Genomic DNA, 25,181 nt, shown 5'->3' with positions numbered 1-25,181 from the left:
TCTGTGGGGACCTATTTTTTAAAGTTTGAATCGTTATTTTTACCGAAATGGAAACAAACCCCCAGCAACACCTATTAACCCTACTCAAAACGCATTTCGGTTATGAAAAATTTCTTCCAAATCAAGAAGAAATAATCCAGAACCTCTTAAATAAAAATGATACAATCGCTATTATGCCAACTGGTGGAGGAAAATCATTGTGTTTCCAATTACCAGCATTGGCTATGGAAGGCACTGCTATCGTACTATCGCCGCTTATTGCTTTAATGAAAGATCAAGTGGATGCCCTACAAGCAAATGGAATTTCAGCAAATTTTTATAATAGCTCCCAGCCACAAGAAATACAACAACAGGTTTTACAAGATTTACAAAATGGGAATTTAAAATTGCTTTACGTGGCACCAGAAAGCCTTCCGCAATTACATTTTATTTTAAACACAATTAAAATCAGTCTTTTTGCAATAGATGAAGCTCACTGCATTTCTAGTTGGGGCCACGATTTCCGACCAGCATATACCCAACTTAAAAGTGTAAGAGAGCAATTTCCTGATATTCCATTAATCGCACTAACTGCCACTGCAGATCGTGCTACACGTGAAGATATTGCTACGCAACTTGCAATTCCAAACGCAAAAACCTTTATTGCCTCTTTTGACAGACCCAATTTGTATTTGGATGTGCGTCCAGGGCAAAATCGAAACAAACAGATTCTTGATTTTCTTAAAAAACATTCCAAAGAAAGTGGTATCATTTATTGTTTAAGTCGAAAAAGTACTGAAAAACTCGCGGCTACACTTTCCTCAAAAGGGTATAAAGCCGAAGCCTATCACGCAGGACTTAGCGCTGAAAAGAGAAGTGCTATTCAAGATGATTTTGTGAATGATACCACCCCAATTATCGTTGCAACCATTGCCTTTGGTATGGGGATAGATAAAAGTAATGTACGCTGGGTTATCCACTACAATATGCCCAAAAATATTGAAGGATATTATCAGGAAATAGGCCGTAGCGGAAGGGATCGTTTAGCTGCAAACACCCTACTTTTTTACAGTTTTGCCGATGTAATAATGCTTCGAAAATTTGCTGAAGATTCTGAAACAAAAGAATTTCAATTAGCAAAATTGGAACGTATGCAGCAATTTTCGGAAGCATTAAGCTGTAGAAGAAAAGTATTACTCGGCTATTTTGGCGAGCACCTTCTTGAAGATTGTGGCAACTGTGATATCTGCAAATCGCCCCCTACCTATTTTGATGGCACACTCATTGCCCAAAAAGTATGTTCTGTAGTAGCACGATTAAAAGAACAAGAAGCCTTAGGAATGGTATTAGACGTACTTCGTGGTGCGCAAAACACACAGGTTTTTGATAAAGGCTATCAAAATATTAAAACTTTTGGAGCCGCAAAAGATATTGCTTGGCGCGATCTACAACAATATGCCATTCAACTTTTAAATCAAGGAATTTTACAAATCCATTTTCACGAAAACGGGCGCTTATTGCTCACAAATTTGGCAAAAAAAGTACTTTTTGAAGGTAAAAAAGTAAGATTAGCCAACATTGTTCAGGAAACTGAAAAACTAAAAGTTGAAAAAATTTCACACAAACGAGCCGATTTATTTGAAAAACTAAAAACCCTTCGTTCAAAATTAGCCCAAGCCGCAAATATGCCTGCATACATAGTTTTTAGCGATGCGGCTTTGGAAGATATGGAACATAAAAAACCACAAAACCTAGAAGAATTTGCGGAGATCTCTGGAGTTGGAAAAGCTAAGCTTGAAAAATATGGGGCCGATTTTATAAAAGTCATCAACCGGCATTTAGATGGTTTGGAAACCAAATTACCTTCCCACGAGCGTAGCTATAAAATGTTTACTGAAGAAAATCTTTCGCCTCAAAAAATTGCAAAAGTACGTGGGCTTACTGTGGATTCCGTTTACGGGCACTTTTTAAAAATGTATGAATTAGGAACTGATTTTGATATAAAACAATTTATTTCTACAGAAGAAATTCAGCAAATAAAAGTGGCAAAAGAAACACTAGAAAACCCCGATGCGCTAAAACCCTATTTTGAATATTTCGAAGAGAAACTACCATATTGGAAGATAAGGCTTGGGTTATATCTCGGTAGTTAATCATGCTTGGTATGAAGTTTCAACTGAATCCGTTTCCGCTCCACGTCTACATCCAGCACTTTTACGATGATTTGTTGATGCAAATGCACATATTCACTCACATCTGAAACAAAGGCATCCGCAAGGTTTGAAACGTGTATCAACCCACTTTCTTTTATCCCAATATCTACAAAACAGCCGAAATTGGTAATATTATTTACAATTCCTGGCAATAATTGCCCTGCTTGTAAATCGGTAATCGTTTTTATGTTCTGGTTGAAAGTAAACACTTTTGCAGCTTCGCGAATGTCTAAACCAGGTTTTTCGAGTTCGCTTAAAATATCTTTTAAAGTTGGAAGCCCAATTTTTTCAGAAATGTATTTTTCCAGATTTATTTTCTGAAGAAGTGCTTTATTGCCAATCAATTCTATAACTTTTACACCTGCATCTTTTGCCATTTTTGAAACAACCGTATAACTTTCTGGATGCACAGAAGAATCGTCTAAGGGGTTTTTACCATTTTTAATTCTTAAAAATCCTGCTGCCTGCTCAAAGGCTTTTCCGCCCAAACGCGGCACTTTTTTTATTTCTTCTCTTGAAGAAAAAGCACCATTTCCATTGCGATAATTCACTACATTTTCTGCTAATTTCGGACCAATTCCAGAAACATAACTCAAGAGTGGAACACTGGCGGTATTTATATTTACACCAACGGAATTCACACACAATTCCACCGAAGTATCTAACGAATTTTTAAGCTTGCTTTGGTCCACATCGTGTTGATATTGCCCAACACCAATAGATTTAGCATCAATTTTCACCAATTCTGCCAATGGATCTTGCAAACGGCGACCGATAGAAACTGCGCCACGCACGGTTACATCATAATTTGGGAATTCATCTCGTGCAATTTTTGAAGCCGAATAAATAGACGCTCCAGCCTCGCTAACCACAAAAACCTGAACCTCGTTTTTAAACTGAATTCGCTTTATAAATTGCTCCGTTTCACGAGAAGCGGTTCCGTTTCCAATTGCAATGGCTTCAATTTTATGAGCATCTGCCAGCGAACTTATTTTTTTCATTGCTCCTTTTGTGTCATTTTTTGGAGCATGCGGATAGATGGTTTCATTGTGTTGCAAACCGCCTTGAGCATCAAGGCAAACTACTTTGCAACCTGTTCTAAATCCTGGATCTATTGCTAAAACGCGCTTTTCACCCAAGGGAGAACCGAGCAACAATTGTTTTAAATTTTTTACAAAAACAGCAATCGCAGTTTCATCTGCTTTTTCCTTTGCTGCAGAAAGTGCTTCATTAGAAAGCGTCGGAAGCAACAACCGTTTGTAACTATCTTCAATAGCAAGTTTTATTTGCTTTGAAGCAGCATCGTTCGATTTTACGATGCGGTCTTCAATTTTCCACAGGGCTTTTTCATCGTCAATTTCTATTTTATTACGAATAAACCCTTCGGAAGTAGCACGAAGAATTGCCAGTAATCTATGGGAAGGAATCCTATTTAACGATTCGTTCCAGTCAAAATAATCACGGAATTTCTGTGCTTTTTCATCAGCCTCAAATTTCTTAACTACTTTGGTTGAAATTGTTGCAAAGCGTTCCAATTGGTTTCGCAACATATTCCGAATATCGGTACGTTCATTAATCCATTCCGCAATAATGTGGCGCGCGCTTTCCAAGGCTTCTTCTTCTGAATGCACTTCCCCTTTTATATATTTTTTCGCTATGGATGAAATTTCAGTAGCGTTCATCCCACGCGATTGGCTCATTATAATTTTCGCCAAGGGCTCCAAACCGTTTTCTCTTGCGGTATCTGCTTTGGTTTTTCGTTTCTTTTTGTAGGGTAAATACAAATCTTCTAAAGCGATAAGATCTGTAGTTTCTTCAATTTTCTTTTGAAGCTCAGTTGTTAAAACTTCTTGCTCTTCCAACGCTTTTATGATGGTCGCTTTGCGTTTTTCCAAAGCTTCAAATTGCTCTTTATATTTTACAATATCGCCAACTTGAACCTCATCCAGATTGCCTGTTAATTCTTTACGATAGCGAGAAATAAATGGGATTGTGCAATCTTCATTTAAAAGTGTTACTGTGTTTTCTACACTCTTTTGTGGTAGTTGGGTTTGGGAGGTAATAAAATTTAGAAGCTTTATCATTGCCAGAAAAATTAAATCCTTCGAGCGGGCATAAACTGTCGCCTATTCGAAGGATTCATTATTTATTTAAAAAAATTAACTAATCATTGCCCCATTTTCAACCCCATCTTCACCTGGATTTACAAACACCAGTTTTCCTTCCGCATTTTCGGTCATTAAAATCATTCCTTGGCTTTCCACACCACGAAGCGCACGTGGTGCAAGGTTTACTAAAACGGTTACTTTTTTACCAACAATATCTTCGGGTTTAAAACTTTCTGCAATACCTGAAACTATGGTACGTACATCAATACCCGTATCAACCTTTAAAACCAAAAGTTTATTTGCCTTTGGCATTTTTTCGGCTTCAATAATGGTTCCAACACGCATGTCTAGCTTTGTAAAATCATCAAATTGAATGGTTTCTTTCTGGGGTTCTACTTTTTTATTTGCAATCTCATTCATCCTTTTACTGGCTTGTAATTTATCTAACTGTATTTGAATTTGTTCATCTTCTATCTTGCTAAAGAGAAGTTCGGCTGTACCAATTTTATGGCCGGGTTTTAGGAATTCTGTTTTTGTGGAAATGTCGTTCCATTGAAGAGACCCTTCGACAGCGCTCAGGGTGACACTCAGCATGTTTTTTAATTTGTTTGAAGTAAACGGCAAAAATGGTTCGCTTAAAACTGCCAAAGCGGAAGCAATTTGCAACGCAATATATAGTACGGTTTTTGTGCGTTCTTCATCAGTTTTTATGGTTTTCCATGGCTCTTCGTCTGCCAAATATTTGTTTCCGAGGCGGGCAACATTCATTAATTCTGATTGTGCTTCACGGAAACGGTACCGCTCTAACGAACTTGCAATTACCGCGGGATAGGCTTTTAATTCAGTTAATGTTTGCTCGTCAATTTCTAAAAAAGCGGCTGGCTGTGGCACAACGCCATCGTAATACTTATTAGTTAAAACGAGTACGCGGTTTATAAAATTTCCGAAAATAGCAACTAATTCATTATTGTTACGTGCTTGAAAATCTGCCCACGTAAAATCGTTATCCTTTGTTTCTGGAGCGTTTGCCGTTAATGCGTAACGCAAAACATCTTGCTGGTTTGGAAAATCTTCCAAATACTCATGCAGCCAAACCGCCCAGTTTTTACTGGTTGAAATTTTATTGCCTTCCAAGTTTAAAAATTCATTTGCAGGCACGTTGTTTGGCAAAATATAACTCCCTTCGGCTTTTAACATTGCTGGGAAAATAATGCAGTGAAATACAATGTTGTCTTTCCCAATAAAATGAAGAAGTTTGGTGTTTTCGTCTTTCCAATAATCTTCCCAATTTTTACCTTCACGGGCTGCCCATTCTTTTGTGGAAGAAATATACCCAACTGGCGCATCAAACCAAACGTAAAGCACTTTGCCCTCGGCACCTTTTACCGGCACAGGAATCCCCCAATCCAAATCGCGGGTTACCGCACGTGGGCGCAACCCGTCATCAATCCAGCTTTTACATTGGCCAAGCACATTGGTTTTCCAGTCTTTTTTATGGGCTACAAGAATCCAATCTTTTAAGAAATTTTCATAATCGTTCAAAGGTAAAAACCAGTGTTTTGTTTCTTTCAAAACAGGTTTACTCCCAGAAATGGCGCTACGTGGATTTATTAAATCGGTTGCGTTGTGGCTGGTGCCACACTGTTCACATTGATCTCCATAACTATCTTCGAAGCCACATTTTGGGCAAGTTCCAAGAACAAAGCGGTCTGCCAAAAACTGGTTGGCTTCCGCATCATACAATTGCTCGGTTACTTCTTCAATAAATTTTCCGTCTTCATACATTTTCTTAAAAAACTCTGAAGCTGTATTGTGATGAATTTCCGCCGATGTGCGTGAATAATTATCAAAAGAAATTCCGAAATCTTCAAAACTTTTTTTAATAATAGCATGGTATTTATCTACTACTTCCTGTGGTGTAATACCTTCTTTCTTCGCTTTTAAAGTAATGGCAACTCCGTGCTCATCACTTCCGCAAATAAAAGCAACATCTTTATTTTGAAGTCTTTGGTAGCGCGCATAAATATCTGCTGGCACGTAAACACCCGCCAAATGCCCGATGTGAACGGGGCCATTTGTATAAGGCAAGGCAGCTGTAATTGTATATCTGTTTGGGTTCTGGTCCATAATTTTTTTTGAAAACACAAAAGTACACATAAATGTAGTAATTTGTGGTTTTAAATAGATTCATGATTACTCCAAAAAGACTTCAAAAAGGCGATACGGTTGCCATCGTTTCTACCGCGCGGAAAATTTCTAGAGAAGAATTAAAACCTGCACTCCAATTACTCGAAAGTTGGGATTTAAAAGCAATTTTAGGGAAAACGATTGGCGCTGAAGAAAGCCAATTTGCGGGAAGCGATGCATTACGTGCGGCAGATTTTCAACACATGATGAACGACCAAGGTGTAAAAGCAATTTGGTGTGCTCGCGGCGGCTACGGAACCGTTCGGATTATTGATAAACTTGATTTTTCGACCTTCAAAAAAGCTCCAAAATGGATTATCGGTTATAGTGATGTAACGGTTTTGCATTCACACATTCACAATTTCGGCATTGAAACTTTACACGCGCAAATGTGTTTGGAAATTGAAAATAAAACCCCTGAAACCGCAAGTTCTCTAAAAAGTATTTTGTTCGGAACTAACCATTCAATCACCTATAATTCCACCGAAAAAAAGAATGCTGAGGTTGTAATTTCTGGTGAAATTATCGGCGGAAATCTTTCGGTATTGTATTCCCTTATTGGAAGTACTTCAGAGATGAAAACTGATGGAAAAATTCTTTTTATTGAAGATCTTGATGAAATGTTATATCATATTGACCGAATGATGGTAAATTTGAAGCGAAGCGGGTATTTAAAAAACTTGAAAGCACTTATAATTGGGGGTATGACGCAAATGAAGGACAATAAAGTGTCCTTCGGAAAAACGGCTGAAGAAATAATAATCGATTTGGTAAAAGAATACAATTATCCTGTAATTTTAAATTTTCCAGCTGGGCATATTGTTGATAATCGAGCGTTAATTATGGGAAGAAAGATTGAAATAAATGTTCACTCTTCAACAATCAATGTTCAATTTTAAACTTCAAAAAAATCTTAAATCGGTAATCAAAATGGCCTCACACAACGAACTTGGAGAATTAGGCGAAGAAATTGCTGCACAATATCTATTGAAAAAAGGCTATAAAATTCTACGGCGTAACTTTTTTTTCGACAAAGCTGAGATTGACATTATTGCTCAAAAAGAAGAAAAAACAATTGTGATGGTTGAAGTAAAAACGCGTAACAGTGCTTTTTTTGGCGATCCACAAAGTTTTGTTACAGCTTCAAAAATTAAGCATTTAGTAAAAGCAGCGAATGAATATATTGTTTCAAACGAACTTGACGCTGAAGTGCGTTTCGATATCATCGCAATTTTGAAAAATGAAAAAATCGAAAAATTAGAACATTTTGAGAATGCATTTTATCATTTTTAATTTTCATGATGCCGTGAATCTCTTTCCTTTTTTACAAATTCTTCAATTTTATAGAGTAGAATAATTTGTAAAATTATAGTTGGAATTAAAAAGAAAAGTCCCAACCACGCCATAAAAACAAGTGAAAACAAAATTCCGCTTACTACTTCTAATCCACCTGCTATTTCTGGAAGTTTTCCCATAGGTTTTTTTAATCGCATCACTGCTAAACCAAAAATAACACTGCCAATACCACAGAAAATGGATTGAATAAGTATTACATATTCAATGTAAAATGGTTCAAAATAAAGCGATACCATATCATACCCATAAAATAAAATGGTAGTGCCAATTAAAAAGAAAGCTCCGATTTTTAGCAAATAATTATTGAAGATTTTACCGCTTAAAACAAAGCCCCATAAAAAATAAATGAAAGCTACCATCACAATAAATTTCATGCTTATATAGGCGCTTTTGGAAAGTATCAATTTATCTTCATAAAACCGCGCATAGTCAACGGCGAATTCTACAAAGCCCGAGAGAAAATAAATCAACCCACAAATCCATGCAAATTTTAGATAATAGGATGAAAAATTAATTTCCTTTAAATTGAAATTTTCAAAATGGGAAGCTTCAGATTTTTGCAGATGCTCTAAATCCTCGCCCAAAACATTTAAAATGGTTTTCAAAGTAAAGCTTCGTGGGGTAACCTCTCCAGCTTCTATACGCTGAATGGTTCGTACATTTATATTGCATTGGTCCACAAGTTCTTCTTGTGTAAGGCCTTTTTCTTTTCTGAGTGCTAAAATTTTACGGCCGAGTTCGGGTTGTTTCATCTGTCTCTACTATTATTTTATAAAAAGCCTAGAAACATCCTGTTAGTCATGTTGCTGTTTTTAGGAAAAGCTAGTGGATGTTTCATTGTTTTAAATTTCATAAAACAATAGTACGATGGTGGTAAATATACTGCAATAATTTCGTGGGAATTTCACCCGACATTTACACGACATTTGCTAATTTTAAAGGCTTTCTCCCGAAAATCGCTCTAAAGCCAGAAGTGCGTTTTCGACTGTAGTTATGCCTTCGAAAGTTAGTAATAAACGCAATCCGTTACGCGTTTGCTTTTCTTTCATCTTAATTTTCTGAGGATTGCTTTGTACATATTGTAACACTTTGGTAAATGTTGCGCTTTGGTAAAAAGCACTCTGTTGATCTGCCACAAAATAGCCAACCATTTTTTTCTGCTTCATTAGCATACGCTCCAAGCCCATCGAAATTGCAATCCACTTTATGCGGACACTGTTTAGCAGGTCTTCGGCTTGTTTGGGCATTTCTCCAAAACGGTCTACTAATTCTTTTTCAAACTGCTGAAGTTCGGCTTCATTTTTTAACTCGTTCAGCTTGGTGTACAGGTTTAGCCTTTCCGTAATGTTGTTTACATAATCATCGGGAAACAGAAGTTCAAAGTCGGTATCTATTGTAATTTCTTTTACAAACTTACGCTCTTTGTCACCGCTTAAATCTCGGTCTCCATGTGAAGTTGAAGTATCTTCATATAGGTTTTTAAACTCTTTTTCTTTTAGTTCTTCAATCGCCTCAGAAAGGATTTTTTGGTAAGTTTCAAATCCAATTTCATTTATAAAACCACTCTGTTCCCCCCCTAGCAAATCGCCTGCACCACGAATTTCCAAATCCTTCATTGCGATATTTATTCCGCTTCCTAATTCGCTAAATTGTTCCAAGGCAGTAATTCGTTTTCGCGCATCATCAGTCATTGCAGAATATTCTGGGGTAATAAAATAACAAAATGCTTTTTTATTACTTCTCCCTACGCGTCCACGCATCTGGTGTAGGTCTGAAAGCCCAAAATTATTGGCATTATTAATAAAAATAGTATTCGCATTTGGCACATCCAAACCACTTTCAATAATGGTTGTAGAAACCAAAACGTCAAATTCATTGTTCATAAACCGAAGCATTAAATCTTCCAGCTTTTTGCCATCCATCTGCCCGTGACCAATACCTATTTTTGCATCTGGCACCAACCGCTGTATCATTCCAGCAACTTCTTTTATGTTTTCTATACGGTTATGAACGAAGAAAACTTGCCCCCCGCGAGAAATTTCATAACGTACTGCATCGCGAATATTTTCTTCTCCAAAACGCACAACATGGGTCTCTACAGGGTAACGGTTTGGGGGCGGCGTAGTAATAACCGACAGATCGCGTGCTGCCATTAAACTAAACTGTAACGTTCGTGGAATGGGCGTTGCTGTTAGCGTGAGTGTATCTACATTTTCTTTAATAGTTTTCAATTTGTCTTTTACCGCAACTCCGAATTTCTGTTCTTCATCAATTATTAACAGTCCCAAATCTTTAAATTCCACTGTTTTATTAACCAATTGATGTGTGCCAATTACAATATCTAAGCTGCCGTTTTTCAATTCTTCCAAAACCGTTTTGCGCTCTTTGGAAGTTCTAAATCGGTTTAGGTAATCAACTTTTACAGGCATTTCAGAAAGCCTTTCAGAAAATGTTTTAAAATGTTGAAATGCTAAAATGGTAGTCGGCACCAACACGGCAACTTGCTTGCCATTATCTACAGCTTTAAAAGCTGCACGAATTGCAACTTCTGTTTTTCCGAAACCAACATCGCCACAGACCAATCGATCCATAGGGCGTTCGTTTTCCATATCTTTTTTTACGTCTTCTGTAGCAGTACTTTGGTCTGGCGTGTCTTCATAAATAAAAGAAGATTCCAATTCGGCTTGCAAATAACTGTCTGGATCGAAGGCAAACCCTTTTAGAGTGCGGCGTTTGGCGTAAAGTTCAATTAAATTGAATGCAATTTCCTTAACGCGCGTTTTGGTTTTTTGCTTTAGTTTTTTCCACGCATCACTACCCAATTTATAAATTTTGGGCTCTTTTCCGTCCTTACCGTTGTATTTTGAAATTTTATGTAATGAATGAATGCTTAAGTACAGAATATCGCGTTCGCCATAAAAAAGCTTGATGGCTTCCTGCATTTTTCCTTCCACATCTATTTTCTGTAAACCGCCAAATTTTCCAATTCCATGGTCAATATGGGTTACATAATCGCCTACTTCCAGATTGGAAATTTCCTTTAGTGTGATTGCCTGTTTTTTGGCGTAGCCATTTTTGAGTTGAAATTTATGGTAACGTTCAAAAATCTGGTGGTCCGTATAACAAACTAGTTTTAAATCGTCATCTATAAAGCCTTGAAAAAGTGGAAAAACAATGGTTTCATATTGTGCTACCTGTTGTTCTGCATCTTCAAAAATATCGTGAAAGCGTTTAGCTTGTTGTTCACTACTACAGAAAATATAGTTTTTATAACCCTTTTCAGTGTTTTCATTCAAATTTTCAATCAGCAAATTGAATTGTTTGTTGAATGACGGTTGTGGTCTCGTAGAAAACGAAATCGACTCTGAAATCGAACTATTTTTTAAATGAACAGTTGTAAATTCATTTAACTGCCCTTTCAATAATTCGGAAGTGCAGAATAATTCGGAAGGTTTTGCACGTTTTATTTCTGAATCAATGGCGTTGAAAGCATCCATTGCTTTTTTGAAAAGTGAATCTATAGCGCTGCTAAAAAGTGCTTCGTTTTTTAAAAAAACTACTGTTTTTGAAGCAATATATTTTAAAAAAGTTTCCCTATTTTCGTCAACCATCTTGTTTTCCACATTTGGGATAATGGAAACTTTTTTCACTTGTACTAAAGAAAGCTGTGTCTCTACATCAAACGTTCGAATACTATCCACATCGTCACCAAAAAACTCAATGCGGTAGGGTTCGTCATTACTAAAACTAAACACATCTAAAATCCCACCACGGACTGAAAACTCACCTGGTTCCGTTACAAAGTCAGTTCTTTTAAAGCGATATTCAAATAAAACTTCATTTACAAAATCGATTGAAAGCTGATCGTTAACTGCAATTTTAAGTGTGTTGCGTTCCAACTCTTTTCGGGTAACCACTTTTTCAAAAAGCGCTTCAGGATAGCTTACAATCAGGACGGGTTTTTTCCTAGAATTAATTCTATTTAAAACTTCGCTTCGCAAAAGCACATTGGCATTATCAGTTTCTTCAATCTGATAGGGACGTCGGTAGCTTCCTGGGTAGAAAAGCACGTTTTGACTTCCCAATAAATTTTCCAAATCGTTTAAATGGTATGCTGCTTCTTCTTTATCATTAAAAATTAAAAGAAAGGGTACTTCTGTAGTAGCAAAAGTTTGTGCAATCACTAATGAGACTGACGACCCCACAAGGTTTGAAACGTTTATGTTTTGTTGGGAGGCGGCAATAATATCCCCTAGTTTTCGTGTTTGCGAAGACTGCGAATAAAGTGTAGTAACGAGATTTTTGCTCATTGGTTGGCAAAGGTAAATCAAAAACTGCTTATGCTACAAGGCATTATTAAAGTTAAGAATTAAGAAAAAATTACTTTTTTAAAAAATCCTTGTATTTCGTAATCGGACTTGTGCTTCTATTTTTAAAACCGTGATAACTGCTACTAATAAATAAAGTAGAAGCACCAAAAATTGCCACATAAGAAACTGTTTGACTTACTTCCCAGTTAGCAATTGCAATGGCAGCCAACGCCCACACTCCAACCAAGGCAAATTCGCGCATATTTCTACGCCAAGTAACAAGAATATTTATGATTGCTGCGATAACAATCATGGTTATCGTCCAGAAAATCTCACTAAACCCCCAAGCATTCCATGCAATCGTTTTTAGATATGCCGCAACATTTGCAATACTCGCAACGGTTATCCACCCGCTATAAATTACAAAGGGCCACCAAAGAAAAGCAATTACGGAAATTGGCGCATCCCAAAGTTCCATTCGGTTTATGCTTACAATTTTTAGCAATGAGAAGAGCAATAGAAAAATGGCTAAAACAGAAAATTCCATATATCCATAAAGCCAAAAAATAATCCAGATACTATTTAAAATACAAGAAATAACAAACCACCAGCCTGTTTTTAAAATAAACTCATCGTCCCGAACTTTTACAAAAAGGCTTCTGCTTTGGTAGATAATAAACCCAAAAAGCAATGCATAAATCAGTCCCCAAATTGAAAAAGCATACCCTGAAGGAGTAAAAAGGTTTTTAGAAATATTTGAAATTTCTCCAATTGTTGTCTCGTTTATTGCGCCAGTATTTGAAAGGTAATTTAAAAAAACTGTTGCTACGAAGGCAACTATGTTTGCTAATTGTAGTGTTTTTTTCATAGGGTATAATTTTTATTGTATCTAACAACACCGAAGGCTGGGGAATGTACAAACTAAGATGGATATTAAAATTACTAAAAGCCTGCTATGTTTTCTTATAATTATGAAAAGTTTAGGGCATTTCTTACTTCTAAAAAAATACACTAAAAAACTATAGAGATTGCCATGCTTTGCTCGTAATTGTCGTTTACAAGTTTTATATTTGCAACATAAAAATCCAATATATGTCATTTACAGATTTATTTGAAAGCGGGGAGCATTCCCGAAATTTAGGGCATTTTGCATCTATTGCAAATATGGCTTCCATTGATGGAGAGTTGAATCCTGAGGAAGAAAAAATGTTGCAACGTTTTGCACGAAAGTTGGATATTAATGAAACAGAATACGCTGAAGTTTTAAAAAATCCAACAAAATACCCAATAAACCCACCAAATTCGTCTGAGAGACGTTTGGAGCGTTTGCATGATTTATTCCAAATTATTTTTGCCGATCACGATATAGATGACCATGAGCGTTTTTTAATTGAGAAATATGCAATCGGTTTAGGATATAGCTCAGAGTCTGCACAAAAATTAATAAAAAGGTCTATTGAAATTTACAGTGGTGGTCTTGATCTTGAAGACTATATATATCTTTTAAATAAAAAATAAAACCCTATATAAATCTCACCGTTTTGAGATTTATATAGGGTTTCAAAAAATAAAAAAAGCTCCTTTTGGAGCTTTTTTTATTTTTTGAATATGAAGTTACCTTAAGAATCTGCTTGTTTCATAAATTGTTCTGCTTTTTCTACCATTTTTGTACTACCACAGAAAAAAGGTACCCGTTGGTGTAATGTTGTAGGTTGCACTTCCATAATACGCCCAAATCCATCGCTGGCCTTTCCTCCAGCTTGTTCCGCAATCATCGCCATTGGATTGCATTCATATAAAAGTCTAAGTTTTCCTTTTGGATCTTTTGAAGTACTCGGATAAATATAAATCCCTCCTTTTATCATATTTCTATGAAAATCTGACACTAAAGAGCCTATATAACGTGAAGTATAAGGGCGATCCTCCTCCTCTTTTTGGCAATATTTTATATAATCTTTTACGCCCTGTGGAAAGTGAACGTAATTACCTTCATTTACAGAATATATATGGCCTTCTTCTGGAAAACGCATGTTTGGGTGCGAAAGATAATAGGTTCCAATTGCCGGGTTTAAGGTAAAACCGTTTACGCCGTGCCCCGTAGTATACACAATCATTGTTGAAGTGCCATAAACGATATATCCCGCTGCTACTTGGTTTACACCCGGCTGAAGAAAATCTTCAATAGTTACAGGTGTTCCCGAAGGAGTAACTCTTCTAAAGATAGAAAAAATAGTACCCACCGAAACATTTACATCAATGTTTGAAGAGCCATCTAAAGGATCCATCAACACTACATATTTGTTATCATTTTTTTCGTTTCGGCCTTTTATAGTAATAAAATCGTCTTCTTCTTCGCTGGCAATTCCACAGACAATTTCACGATTGGTAAGGGTATTTATAAAAACTTCATTTGCAAAAACATCCAGTTTTTGTTGGTCTTCTCCTTGCACATTCATATCTCCTGCTGCGCCCAAAATATCTACCAATCCTGCTTTATTTACTTTGTGATTTACCACTTTTGCCGCCAAACGGATCGAGTTTATAAGCCGCGACAATTCGCCGGAAGAGTATTTGAATTCGCTTTGATTTTCAATTATAAACTCGCCGAGAGATTGATTTAATTTTGCCATTTGTTATAGGTATCCTGAATTTGATGCAAATATCGGGATTTTTAAGAAATTGAACCGATATTTGTAACCCTATTTAAATTTCAAAAAAAATGAACGTTAGAAAAGCCCTAAAAACTGATATGCCACAAGTTTTGGAACTCATAAAAGAGCTTGCAATTTTTGAAAAAGAACCTGACGCAGTTGAAATTACTGTAAACGACTTAGAACAAGAAGGTTTTGGTGAAAATCCGTTGTTTACTTGTTTTGTGGCGGTAGATACTACAGACACACTCCATACAGACTCTGAAATTGTTGGTGCAGCTTTGGTTTATTATAGATTTTCTACTTGGAAAGGCAGAACGCTCCACCTTGAAGATTTAATTGTAAAAGAAGCCAAACGTGGCAAAGGCATTGGAGAAGCGCTTTATAAACAGGTGATGGATTTTGCACACCGTCAAGGGCTTAAACGCGTTGCTTGGGATGTGTTAGATTGGAATAAAGGTGCTATTCGTTTTTACGAACGTAGTGGTGCAGAAATAATGAGCGAGTGGCGTGTTGTCCATATGAACGAAAAAGGACTTCACAATTATTTAAATTCATAAAAAAATGAAAATTTTTAAATTTGGTGGAGCTTCCACAAAAGATGCTGAAAGTGTAAAAAATGTAGTATCCGTAATTACTAAAACAGCTGAAAAGGACTTAGTAATAGTAGTTTCGGCTATGGGCAAAACTACAAATGCTTTAGAAGAAGTGCTTAAAGATTATTTTTCTGAAGATGGGAATTTAAAACATTCGTTGCAGTTTGTTTACGACTATCACCATAACATTCTCAACGGATTATTCTCCTCTCCGCAGCACCCTGCTTTTGAGAATTTAAACAGGATTTTCAAAGAATTGGAACGCTTTCTTGAAACCAATAAATCAAAAAATCACGCTTTTGTGTATGACCAAGTGGTTTCGTTTGGAGAGCTTATTTCTTCCACAATTATTGCTGCTTATTTTGAAGAAAATGGTATAAATAATACGTGGCTCGATGTGCGTCAATGCATTAAAACCGACGCGAATTATCGTGATGCAAACGTAGATTGGGAAAAAACCCAACAAACTATTTCAGATAAAGTAAGCCTAAAAGGTATTACGGTTACACAAGGATTTTTAGGTTCTGAAAACACAAATAACTTTACGACAACTTTGGGTCGGGAGGGAAGTGATTATACCGCAGCCATTTTTGCCTATTGTTTAAATGCTGAAAGCGTTACCATTTGGAAGGATGTTCCCGGTGTTTTAAATGCAGATCCACGGTATTTTACAGAAACACAACTTTTTAATCATATCTCTTATCGTGAGGCGATTGAGCTCGCTTTTTATGGAGCATCGGTAATTCACCCAAAAACCTTGCAACCTATGCAACGCAAAGAAATCCCGTTGTATGTAAAATCATTTTTAAATCCTACTGCCCCCGGCACCTGCGTTGGCAAAGGTGTTTTACTGGATCCGATGACTTCGTGTTTTATTTTAAAGAAAAACCAAGTTTTAATTTCATTATCATCCCTAGATTTTTCGTTTATGATGGAAGATCATATTGGTGATGTTTTTAAATGGCTTCATAAATTTAAAATGAAAGTAGAGCTTATTCAAAATTCTGCGATTAGTTTTTCGGTATGTGTGGATAACAAGTTCAACAATCTAGAGCCTTTGCTGGCAAAGCTTCGTGAAAAATTTAGCGTAAAGTGGAATGAAAATGTAACACTTTATACCATTCGTCATTTTAACCCTGCTGAAGTAAAGGCACTTGCCGAAAATAAAAACGTGCTTTTAAAACAAGAAAGCAAGGAAACCGTACAATTGATTATTAAAGAATAGTGTGAATTGGTTTCGTTATATTTGTTGAAATCAAACAATCAAAATAATTTATGGGATTAGTCAATGCAAAAGAGGTTGCTCAGGCAATTAAGGTCGATAAATTCGGCTTTCTGGGCACTTTTATGGGCTGGTCGTTAATGAAGGTTCTAAATATTTCTACGCTCAATAAAATTTATGATAACAACAAGCATTTAAACGATCTTGAGTTTATAAATGCATTGATTGAAGAATTCGAAATAAAGTTTGAAATCCCCGAAGAAGACCTTCGAAGAATTCCAAAAACAGGTGCTTTTATTACAATTTCAAACCATCCACTGGGAGGCATCGACGGAATTTTATTACTAAAATTATTACTAGAACACCGTCCTGACTTTAAGATTGTAGCTAACTTTCTTCTTCATAGAATTGAGCCATTAAAGCCGTATGTAATGCCTGTAAATCCTTTTGAAAGCAGAAAGGATGTAAAGTCTAGTGTTGCAGGTTTTAAAGCTGCGTTAACCCATTTAAAAGAAGGGCAGTCTTTAGGGATTTTTCCTGCTGGAGAAGTTTCTACCTATAGAGACGGAAAATTATTGGTTGACAAACCTTGGGAGGAAGCCGCAATGAAATTGATAAAAAAGGCTGAAGTGCCAATTGTCCCTATCTATTTTCACGCAAAAAATAGTAAATTATTTTACCGCTTGGCAAAAATGAGCGATACACTACGTACCGCAAAATTACCATCTGAATTATTGACTCAAAAAGAACGATTGATAAAAGTGAGAATTGGAAATGCTATTTCGGTAGCTGACCAAAAGGAACACGAATCGCTACAAATGTTTACGGAGTTTCTTCGGAAGAAAACCTATATGCTTTCGAATGCTTTTCAGAAGAAAAAACTATTAGACAACATTCCTAAAACGCTAAAATTTCCGAAACCACCGAAAAAAATTGCTGGACCAATTCCGTTAAAAGCAATGGAAGCCGAAATTGAAAAATTACGTGATAATGACAAGCGTTTGCTTACCAGTAAAAATTATGAAGTGTTTTTGGCGCAAGCTGACACCATTCCCTATATTTTACAAGAAATTGGCAGATTGCGCGAAATTACATTCCGTGAAGTTGGTGAAGGAACCAATAATAGCACCGATCTTGATAAATTTGACAGCTACTACCACCATATGTTTTTGTGGGATAACGAAGCGCAAAAAATGGCTGGAGCTTATAGAATGGGCCTTGGATCAGAGATTTTTCCGCGGTTTGGTATTGATGGTTTTTACCTTCAAGATCTTTTCCGGTTTGAACCAGAACTGCATGAAATGATGAGCAAATCTATTGAAATGGGTCGTGCGTTCATCATCAAAGAATACCAACAACGCCCAATGCCTCTTTTTCTACTCTGGAAAGGAATAGTGCACACCACCTTACGTTATCCTGAACATCGGTATTTAATTGGCGGTGTAAGTATTAGTAATAAATTTTCAGAATTTTCTAAAAGTTTGATGATTGAGTTTATGAAATCAAACTATTACGACCCATATATTGCACAGTACATCAACCCCAAAAAGGAATATAAAGTAAAATTAAAGGATGCTGATAAAGATTTTATATTTGATGAGAGTGAAGCTGATCTTAATAAATTCGACAAAATAATTGATGAGGTTGAACCTGGAAGTCTTCGTTTGCCTGTGCTTATTAAAAAATACATCAAGCAAAATGCAAAAGTGGTAGCGTTTAATGTTGATCCGTTATTTAATAATGCAGTAGATGGTTTAATGTATATTCGTATTGCAGATTTACCTGAAAGTACCGTAAAACCAGTTATGGAAGAGTTTCAGGCGGAACTTGAAAAAAAATATTCTGACTCACAAAACAGTGATAAATAAAAAACCTTTGAAATTTCTTTCAAAGGTTTTTGAGAATGTTTAGAACCATCCCTTTTTCCCTACTTGATAGGTTTGATAAAATTCCTCATCGCTTTTTGTCAGGTAAATAATCCCTTCTATAAGCGGAATAATACCACCAATACCGCAGGTAACAAAAGTAACAACTATTTGAATGATCCCTTCTTGGGTATAGCCAAGAATAAATTTATGTACCCCCAAAGATCCAATAACAATAGCCAAAATTCCAGCTAGGATTTTTTTGTTTTCTTGTGTATTAGACACTTGATTCCAGCCTTCTTTAAACTCATTTGCGGTATGCTTTGCTTGTTGCTCAAAAGTATCTGAGGTATCATCCATACGTTTTTTAGTGCTGTCGTAGTCTGAGTTTTGATTTTCTTCCATAGTTTAGTTTGTAGTTATAATAAGAATTAAATGTATAAAAAATTATAAAAATGTGCTGTCCACAGGCTCCCAAAGTTCAATTTTATTTCCTTCGGGGTCAAGAATCCAGCCAAATTTACCATAATCGTATTCTTCCATTTTACCAACAATCGTAACGCCTTCTTCTTTTAAAACTTTAAGCAGTTCTTCAAGATTTTCAACTCTATAATTGAACATAAAATCCTTCCCGCTAGGCGAAAAATAAGGTGTGTCTTCTTTAAAAGGACTCCATTGTGTACTGCACTTATTCCCTTTTTCATCTTGCCACCAAAAAGTACAACCATAAGCATCGGTATTTAATCCCAAGTGGTTTTTATACCATTCTTTCGTTTTATCTGGGTCTTTTGTTTTGAAAAAAATACCACCTATGCCTGTTACCCTCTTTTTCATAATTCTTAAATTTTGAAGTTATTTATAATTTTTTCAGCAATTACTTTTGCTAATTTTTCTTTGCTTTCTATGGTCCATCCAGCAATGTGCGGGCTTAAAATTACTTGCTTCATTTTAAAGAGTTCTTTTAATGATTCAGGTAAACGATTAGTATTATTTTGTGAAGCATCTGGCTGAAAAAGCGATTCAAAAGATAACTTTTCATATTCTAAAACATCGAGACCAGCTCCTAAAACCTTTCCCGTTTTTAAAGCCGAAACTAAATCTGCAGTAACCACACTTTTTCCGCGTGCCGTGTTTAATAACCAAAAGGGTTTTGCAAACGAATGGATAAATACCGAATCAATCATTTTGTCAGTCAATGGTGTCCATGGCGTATGAAGACTCAATACGTCTGCATTTTGTTGAAGCACATTTAAAGAAACTTGCCTTGCATCTTCATTACCCACGTTTTCTTTTAAATCATAACAGATTACTTCACATTCAAAACCGCGCAATTTCTTTGCAAAAGCTTGTCCCATATTTCCATAACCAATAATTCCAACCGTTTTTCCATCAAGTTCAACTCCACGGTTAGCTTCACGATTCCAATGCCCGCTTTTAACCTCTTTATCCGCATTATTTAGCTTGTTGAATAGCGAAAGAAGCATTCCAAGCGTATGTTCGCCAACAGCGTTTCTATTGCCCTCAGGCGCGGCGATTAGCTTGATGCCAAGGGTTTCGGCATAATCAGTTTCAATACTTTCAAGACCTGCCCCAACGCGCGCAATAAATTTTAGGTTTTTTGCGGCATCTAGAAATTGTTTATCAATATTGAAACGACTTCGGATAACAATACCTTGGTATTTTGAAATTATTGATTCAATTTCTACTTTGGAGGCTGTATAGTTTTCTTCGTTTGAAAACCCTGCGTCCTCGAGCATTTTTAGCAATAAAGGATGGTTCGTATCGAGGTGAAGAATATTCATTTATAAATTTACCAAAAAGTTATTCGTGCACATTTGGATTACCTTGCGGATACGCAATACTTTCTTTTTCCGAAATAGTTAAGACTTTATAATACTGTTGTTTTCCTTCAAACATATAGGCTATGATGGCTTGGTTTTCTTCCAATGCAAAAGGAAAGGGTTTTGAAGGCGTATTTTGTGCTTCTTTTATAGCGTCCGCACTCATAATTGTTTCCTTTGATGGAGCGTCAATAAAATGGGAAACATAGCTTGATGTATTTTCTGAGCTTTTTTTAAGCGAACTAATTTGCTTTTGAAAGTAAACATCCTGAAAGACCACATTTGGTTTTACTTCCTCAAAAACAATATAAATATTTGTTCCGGAGCCCCCTTCTTTTACACCAGCAACCCATTTTTGAAAGTAAGCGTCAGTAATTTTAAAGGGTGGATTTTGAATCAAATCCATTTTCCCGTTTATCGCTTGCGCGCCTCCACAGTTACTTAAACTCATAAATAGGAACGAAATTGCTAAAAGTGCGATTGTTTTTTTTATATATTTCATCATAGATCAAAATTACAATTTAAAACTAACACCCAAAAATACAGCAATACCATCTGCAGCAGCTACATTTAAAGTTATATTTCGCGCCTTAAAATAAGGCAGCAATATTTTTAAATATAGCTTTTCCCCAATTCTGTAATGTGCTCCTGGACCAATGTTATAAACGGTTAACGCACTGTTTTGAATATAACCCTGTGTTTGGTCTTCAAAGCCAAACCCGTAACCCGCTTGGGCAAATACATTCCATTTTTCTTTAGTTACAAAATAGTAATGTATTGATGGTATAAAACCGTAGGAATGGATCGTTATGCCGCTATTATCTTTAAAGAGTGTATTGTTTGACGCAAAAAAGCTGCCCGAAAGCGCTATTTTATGTGTTGCAAAAAATTCAAAACTCGCTAAACCAATTGCACCAAAATCATCTTTATTCTGTGTAGTAGTAGGATATGGCGCTACTGTTGTTGAGACTATCATTTCACCTTTTTGAATTTGGGAGTAGGCTGTTACTGAATATAGAAACAAGAATAAAAAAAATAGCTTTGGCATCTTTTCATATTTTAAATGAAGATACTTAAATATTTAGCAAAAAAAAACCTTCCGAAGAACGAAAGGTTTTTTAGATATATTATATAAAAATATTATCCTGCCAATGCTTCCGCACCACCAACAATTTCAAGAATTTCGTTGGTAATAGCAGCTTGACGTGCTTTGTTGTATTGTAGTTTTAAAGCATCACGCAGTTCGGTGGCATTGTCGGTTGCTTTGTGCATCGCCGTCATACGTGCTCCGTGTTCACTTGCGGAACTATCGCGAAGTGCTTTAAACAATTGTGTTTTTAAGCTTTTTGGAATCAAAGCTTCTACAATTTCTTCTTTTGAAGGTTCAAAAATATAGAACGTATCTGCGCTGTTTGCTTCTTGACCTTCAATAGGTTTTGGTGGTAAAATTGGCAAAAACTGTTCGGTCTTCACAATTTGCGTGGCTGCATTTTTGAAGTTGTTATATACCAAAATGATTTTATCATATTTTCCTTCGGAAAAAAGATCCATCAATTTTTCAGCAATTTCTGAAGTGTTTTCAAAAGAAAGGTCGTCAAAAATGCCATTATTATTTTCGATAACAGAACCCGTTTTCTTTAGAATATCATTTCCTTTTTTTCCAAGGGTAATGTAATCAACTTGTTTCCCTGCATACACATTGGTAGCCAAGTTGCGTGATTCTTTTATAATATTACTATTGAAAGCGCCAGCCAAACCACGGTTACTGGTAATGGAAACAACCAAAACTTTGTTCACTTCACGTTGCTCTGAATATTTACTTCCCGTATCGGCATCAAGTGTGGCACTTAGATTTTGTAGAAGTTCGGTAAGTTTTTCAGAATACGGACGCATTGCTGTAATGGCGTCCTGTGCTTTTTTCAACTTTGCAGCAGAAACCATTTTCATGGCACTGGTAATCTGCATTGTAGAACCAACGGATGATATTCTGTTACGTATTTCCTTTAAATTTGCCATTTTCTTATAGAATTAAGATATGTGTATTGCGTATTGAAAAACTCTATCTCAATACGCAATAACAAAATCTAACTACTTTTTATATTTCGCTGAAAGATCGTTTGCTACTGAAACCATTACGTCAATAGCTTCATCAGTAAGTTTACCTGCTTTCAAATCGTTAAGCGTATCTCTGTGCTTTACGTTTAGCATTTCAAGGTAATCTCTTTCAAATTCCTTAATTTTATCTACAGGAACGTTACGCATTAAGTTTTTAGAACCTGCGTAGATCACTGCAATTTGATCTTCAACCGTATAAGGGTCGTTTTCATTTTGCTTTAATATCTCTACGTTACGTTTTCCTTTTTCAATTACATTTAAGGTTGCAGCATCCAAGTCTGAACCAAATTTTGCAAAGGCTTCCAATTCACGGAATGCTGCTTGATCCAGTTTTAAAGTACCTGCTACTTTCTTCATTGACTTAATCTGTGCGTTACCACCCACACGTGATACCGAAATACCTACGTTAATTGCAGGACGTACACCAGCATTAAACAAATCTCCATCCAAGAAAATCTGACCATCGGTAATCGAAATTACGTTGGTAGGAATATAGGCCGATACGTCACCCGCTTGTGTTTCAATAATGGGAAGTGCCGTTAATGAACCACCCCCTTTTACAATTCCTTTCAATGATTCTGGAAGGTCGTTCATTTCTTTTGCAATACCATCATCAGCAATTACCTTCGCAGCACGCTCTAACAATCTTGAGTGCAAGAAGAAAACATCCCCAGGGTATGCTTCACGTCCTGGTGGGCGACGAAGTAATAGCGATACCTCACGGTAAGCAACAGCTTGTTTTGAAAGGTCATCGTAAATAATTAAAGCTGGACGACCCGTATCACGGAAATACTCCCCGATTGCAGCCCCCGCAAATGGAGCATAAACCTGCATTGGTGCAGGATCAGAAGCATTTGCCGCTACGATTGTAGTATAAGCCATTGCGCCTTTTTCTTCCAAAACATTCGCAATGTTTGCTACCGTTGAAGCTTTTTGTCCAATGGCAACATATATACAGTATACAGGCTGACCTGCATCATAAAATTCTTTTTGGTTCAAAATAGTATCCAAACAAACGGTAGATTTACCTGTCTGACGGTCACCAATAACAAGTTCACGTTGGCCGCGACCTACAGGAATCATTGCATCGATAGATTTAATACCTGTTTGAAGTGGCTCAGTTACTGGCTGACGATAAATAACACCTGGTGCTTTACGCTCCAATGGCATTTCGTAAGTTTCACCCGTTATTGGACCTTTTCCATCAATAGGCTGCCCCAAAGTGTTTACTACACGACCAACAATACCTTCACCTACATTAAGTGATGCAATACGTTGGGTACGTTTTACTGTTGAGCCTTCTTTAATGTCTTTTGAAGGGCCTAAAAGTACAATACCTACGTTATCTTCTTCAAGGTTCAATACAATACCTTCAAGACCACTTTCAAAGGCTACCAATTCACCATATTGTGCGTTTGAAAGTCCGTATGCACGAACAATACCGTCACCTACGGTTAAAACAGTTCCTACTTCATCCAGGGAAGCAGTTGCTTCAAAGCCTGTAAGTTGTTGCTTTAAGATTGCTGATACTTCAGCTGGTTTTACTTCTGCCATTTTGTTTAGATATTAGATGCTAGATTTTAGACGTTAGACTAAACCTAATCTCCTTATTATATTGATTTACTGAATTCTCTTTTTAAATTTCCTAATTGGTTTGCGATACTTGCGTTATACTGAATATCGCCCACTCTAAGAATAAACCCACCAATTATTGCTGGATCTATCTCGCTTTTAAGGGTTACTTTTTCACTCCCCGTTAATTCTTTTACTTTGGCCATTACTTTACTTTCTAATTCTGAAGAAAGCGCAACGGCAGTTACAACGGTAGCTGCTTTTATTCCTAGTGTTTCGTTATAAATATTTATATAACTTTCAGCTACGTTACTTAATAATGCTAACCGTTTGTTGGCTACCAATATTTTGATAAGTGAATGTGTAGCTTCAGATTGTCCGCTAAAAATTTTTAATAAAGCCTCTTTTTTATCATGGGCTTTAATCACGGGGTTTTGAAGCATTGATTGCAATTCACTACTGCCTTCAATGGTTTTGTAAACAGATTGCATATCGCCAAAAACAACAGCTTCTGTGTTGCTTTCGTTTGCTTTATGCAAAATTGCTTTCGCGTATCTAATCGCTGCTCTGCTCATTGAATTTTAGTTTAATTTGGCGTCGCCCAACATTTGGTCTACAAGTTGCAATTGCTTTTCTTTATCTGAAAGTTCGTGTTTTACCACTTTTTCAGCAATTTCTAAAGAGAGGCTTGCTACTTGTTGCTTTAATTCTGAAATAGCAGCTTTCTTTTCGCTTTCAATTGCTGCTTGTGCGTGAGCAACCATTTTATCTGCTTCCGTTTTTGCTTCTTCTTTGGCGTCTGCAATCATTTTCGCTTTTATCTCGCGGGCATCTTTAAGCATTGCTTCGCGTTCAGAACGAGCTTCTTGCAACAACTTTTCGTTGTCTGCTTGAAGATTTTGCATTTCAAGCTTTGCTTTTTCTGCAGCATCTAATGCTCCTTGGATACCTTCTTCTCTCTCATTTAAAGAGTTTAATATAGGTTTCCAAGCAAATTTTACCATTAAGAAAATAAGCACTATTAAAATGACTGTTTGCATTATAAACAGCCCTGGAGAAAAATCATTTAATAATTGATCCATAATTATGAATATTACCCTGAGGGGAAAATGTGATTGTTTTTAATTTTCTTTAAAAAATCCACTTCCTGTAACCAACCGTTACAG

General features: G+C 36.3%; 22 protein-coding genes. 7 read left to right on the top strand and 15 right to left on the bottom strand.

Going from position 1 to position 25,181, the window contains the following annotated elements; genetic code table 11:
- Positions 1-47 precede the first annotated feature (47 nt).
- Entirely contained in the window at positions 48-2,132 is a 2,085-nt protein-coding gene (gene recQ, locus ABJ955_RS05940) for a DNA helicase RecQ (protein ID WP_347373678.1), read from the top strand.
- Here the strand turns inward: recQ and ABJ955_RS05935 are convergent.
- Positions 2,129-4,276 (bottom strand): Tex family protein, encoded by a 2,148-nt coding sequence (locus ABJ955_RS05935; RefSeq protein ID WP_347373677.1) that lies wholly within the window; start codon positions 4,274-4,276, stop codon positions 2,129-2,131. The two genes, recQ and ABJ955_RS05935, sit on opposite strands and share 4 nt — an antisense overlap.
- Before the next feature lie 75 nt (positions 4,277-4,351).
- Entirely contained in the window at positions 4,352-6,427 is a 2,076-nt protein-coding gene (gene metG, locus ABJ955_RS05930) for a methionine--tRNA ligase (RefSeq protein WP_347373676.1), read from the bottom strand.
- A gap of 62 nt (positions 6,428-6,489) precedes the next feature.
- Between metG and ABJ955_RS05925 the strand changes: the two genes are divergently transcribed.
- Both ABJ955_RS05925 and ABJ955_RS05920 read left to right on the top strand, forming a co-directional pair.
- Positions 6,490-7,386: an LD-carboxypeptidase gene (locus ABJ955_RS05925; RefSeq protein ID WP_347373675.1), complete on the top strand. Its 897-nt coding sequence runs from the start codon at positions 6,490-6,492 to the stop codon at positions 7,384-7,386.
- A gap of 31 nt (positions 7,387-7,417) precedes the next feature.
- Positions 7,418-7,780 (top strand): YraN family protein, encoded by a 363-nt coding sequence (locus tag ABJ955_RS05920; RefSeq protein WP_347373674.1) that lies wholly within the window; start codon positions 7,418-7,420, stop codon positions 7,778-7,780.
- On the opposite strand, the gene ABJ955_RS05915 is transcribed toward ABJ955_RS05920, so the two are convergent.
- From ABJ955_RS05915 to ABJ955_RS05905, 3 genes are all read right to left on the bottom strand, one after another.
- A complete protein-coding gene (locus ABJ955_RS05915; protein WP_347373673.1) occupies positions 7,777-8,595 on the bottom strand; it encodes a helix-turn-helix transcriptional regulator in 819 nt (272 codons plus the stop codon). The genes ABJ955_RS05920 and ABJ955_RS05915 overlap by 4 nt on opposite strands.
- Positions 8,596-8,778: 183 nt before the next feature.
- A complete protein-coding gene (gene mfd, locus ABJ955_RS05910) occupies positions 8,779-12,153 on the bottom strand; it encodes a transcription-repair coupling factor (protein ID WP_347373672.1) in 3,375 nt (1,124 codons plus the stop codon).
- Positions 12,154-12,223: 70 nt separating this feature from the next.
- A complete protein-coding gene (locus tag ABJ955_RS05905; protein ID WP_347373671.1) occupies positions 12,224-13,021 on the bottom strand; it encodes a tryptophan-rich sensory protein in 798 nt (265 codons plus the stop codon).
- A gap of 224 nt (positions 13,022-13,245) precedes the next feature.
- Between ABJ955_RS05905 and ABJ955_RS05900 the strand changes: the two genes are divergently transcribed.
- On the top strand, positions 13,246-13,671 hold the full coding sequence (locus ABJ955_RS05900; RefSeq protein ID WP_347373670.1) for a TerB family tellurite resistance protein: 426 nt from the start codon (positions 13,246-13,248) through the stop codon (positions 13,669-13,671).
- A 101-nt stretch (positions 13,672-13,772) separates the two neighbouring features.
- On the opposite strand, the gene fbp is transcribed toward ABJ955_RS05900, so the two are convergent.
- On the bottom strand, positions 13,773-14,783 hold the full coding sequence (gene fbp / locus ABJ955_RS05895) for a class 1 fructose-bisphosphatase (RefSeq protein ID WP_347373669.1): 1,011 nt from the start codon (positions 14,781-14,783) through the stop codon (positions 13,773-13,775).
- A gap of 89 nt (positions 14,784-14,872) precedes the next feature.
- Between fbp and ABJ955_RS05890 the strand changes: the two genes are divergently transcribed.
- The 3 genes from ABJ955_RS05890 to ABJ955_RS05880 are packed head-to-tail and all read left to right on the top strand — an operon-like array spanning position 14,873 to position 18,490.
- On the top strand, positions 14,873-15,364 hold the full coding sequence (locus ABJ955_RS05890; RefSeq protein ID WP_347373668.1) for a GNAT family N-acetyltransferase: 492 nt from the start codon (positions 14,873-14,875) through the stop codon (positions 15,362-15,364).
- Between the two features lie 4 nt (positions 15,365-15,368).
- Complete coding sequence (locus ABJ955_RS05885) at positions 15,369-16,625, top strand: aspartate kinase (protein WP_347373667.1); 1,257 nt, start codon at positions 15,369-15,371, stop codon at positions 16,623-16,625.
- Between the two features lie 50 nt (positions 16,626-16,675).
- Complete coding sequence (locus ABJ955_RS05880) at positions 16,676-18,490, top strand: lysophospholipid acyltransferase family protein (RefSeq protein ID WP_347373666.1); 1,815 nt, start codon at positions 16,676-16,678, stop codon at positions 18,488-18,490.
- Positions 18,491-18,529: 39 nt separating this feature from the next.
- Here the strand turns inward: ABJ955_RS05880 and ABJ955_RS05875 are convergent, their stop codons facing one another.
- The 9 genes from ABJ955_RS05875 to ABJ955_RS05835 all read right to left on the bottom strand — a co-directional run bounded on the left by ABJ955_RS05875 (position 18,530) and on the right by ABJ955_RS05835 (position 25,097).
- Positions 18,530-18,892 carry a TM2 domain-containing protein gene (locus ABJ955_RS05875; RefSeq protein ID WP_347373665.1) on the bottom strand — a complete coding sequence of 121 codons (363 nt, stop codon included), beginning with the start codon at positions 18,890-18,892 and terminating at the stop codon, positions 18,530-18,532.
- Positions 18,893-18,934: 42 nt separating this feature from the next.
- Entirely contained in the window at positions 18,935-19,321 is a 387-nt protein-coding gene (locus ABJ955_RS05870; protein ID WP_347373664.1) for a VOC family protein, read from the bottom strand.
- Between the two features lie 5 nt (positions 19,322-19,326).
- Positions 19,327-20,289 carry a 2-hydroxyacid dehydrogenase gene (locus tag ABJ955_RS05865; protein ID WP_347373663.1) on the bottom strand — a complete coding sequence of 321 codons (963 nt, stop codon included), beginning with the start codon at positions 20,287-20,289 and terminating at the stop codon, positions 19,327-19,329.
- Positions 20,290-20,308: 19 nt separating this feature from the next.
- On the bottom strand, positions 20,309-20,833 hold the full coding sequence (locus ABJ955_RS05860; RefSeq protein ID WP_347373662.1) for a hypothetical protein: 525 nt from the start codon (positions 20,831-20,833) through the stop codon (positions 20,309-20,311).
- Positions 20,834-20,842: 9 nt separating this feature from the next.
- Positions 20,843-21,376, bottom strand: coding sequence for a hypothetical protein (locus ABJ955_RS05855; protein ID WP_347373661.1), 534 nt, complete (start codon positions 21,374-21,376; stop codon positions 20,843-20,845).
- Between the two features lie 92 nt (positions 21,377-21,468).
- Entirely contained in the window at positions 21,469-22,344 is an 876-nt protein-coding gene (gene atpG / locus ABJ955_RS05850) for an ATP synthase F1 subunit gamma (protein WP_347373660.1), read from the bottom strand.
- Between the two features lie 72 nt (positions 22,345-22,416).
- Positions 22,417-23,997 (bottom strand): F0F1 ATP synthase subunit alpha, encoded by a 1,581-nt coding sequence (gene atpA / locus ABJ955_RS05845; protein WP_347373659.1) that lies wholly within the window; start codon positions 23,995-23,997, stop codon positions 22,417-22,419.
- 56 nt (positions 23,998-24,053) lie between these two features.
- Positions 24,054-24,590 (bottom strand): ATP synthase F1 subunit delta, encoded by a 537-nt coding sequence (gene atpH / locus ABJ955_RS05840; protein WP_347373658.1) that lies wholly within the window; start codon positions 24,588-24,590, stop codon positions 24,054-24,056.
- A gap of 6 nt (positions 24,591-24,596) precedes the next feature.
- The gene (locus ABJ955_RS05835; protein WP_347373657.1) at positions 24,597-25,097 is read right to left on the bottom strand and encodes a F0F1 ATP synthase subunit B; all 501 of its coding nucleotides are present in this window, start codon (positions 25,095-25,097) and stop codon (positions 24,597-24,599) included.
- Positions 25,098-25,181: the final 84 nt, after the last annotated feature.

This window comes from Aequorivita sp. Q41 (assembly GCF_039831855.1).
Classification (GTDB): Bacteria; Bacteroidota; Bacteroidia; order Flavobacteriales; family Flavobacteriaceae; genus Aequorivita.
Note: the sequence above shows the minus strand (reverse complement) of the source record. Positions and strands in the feature narration are given on the sequence as shown.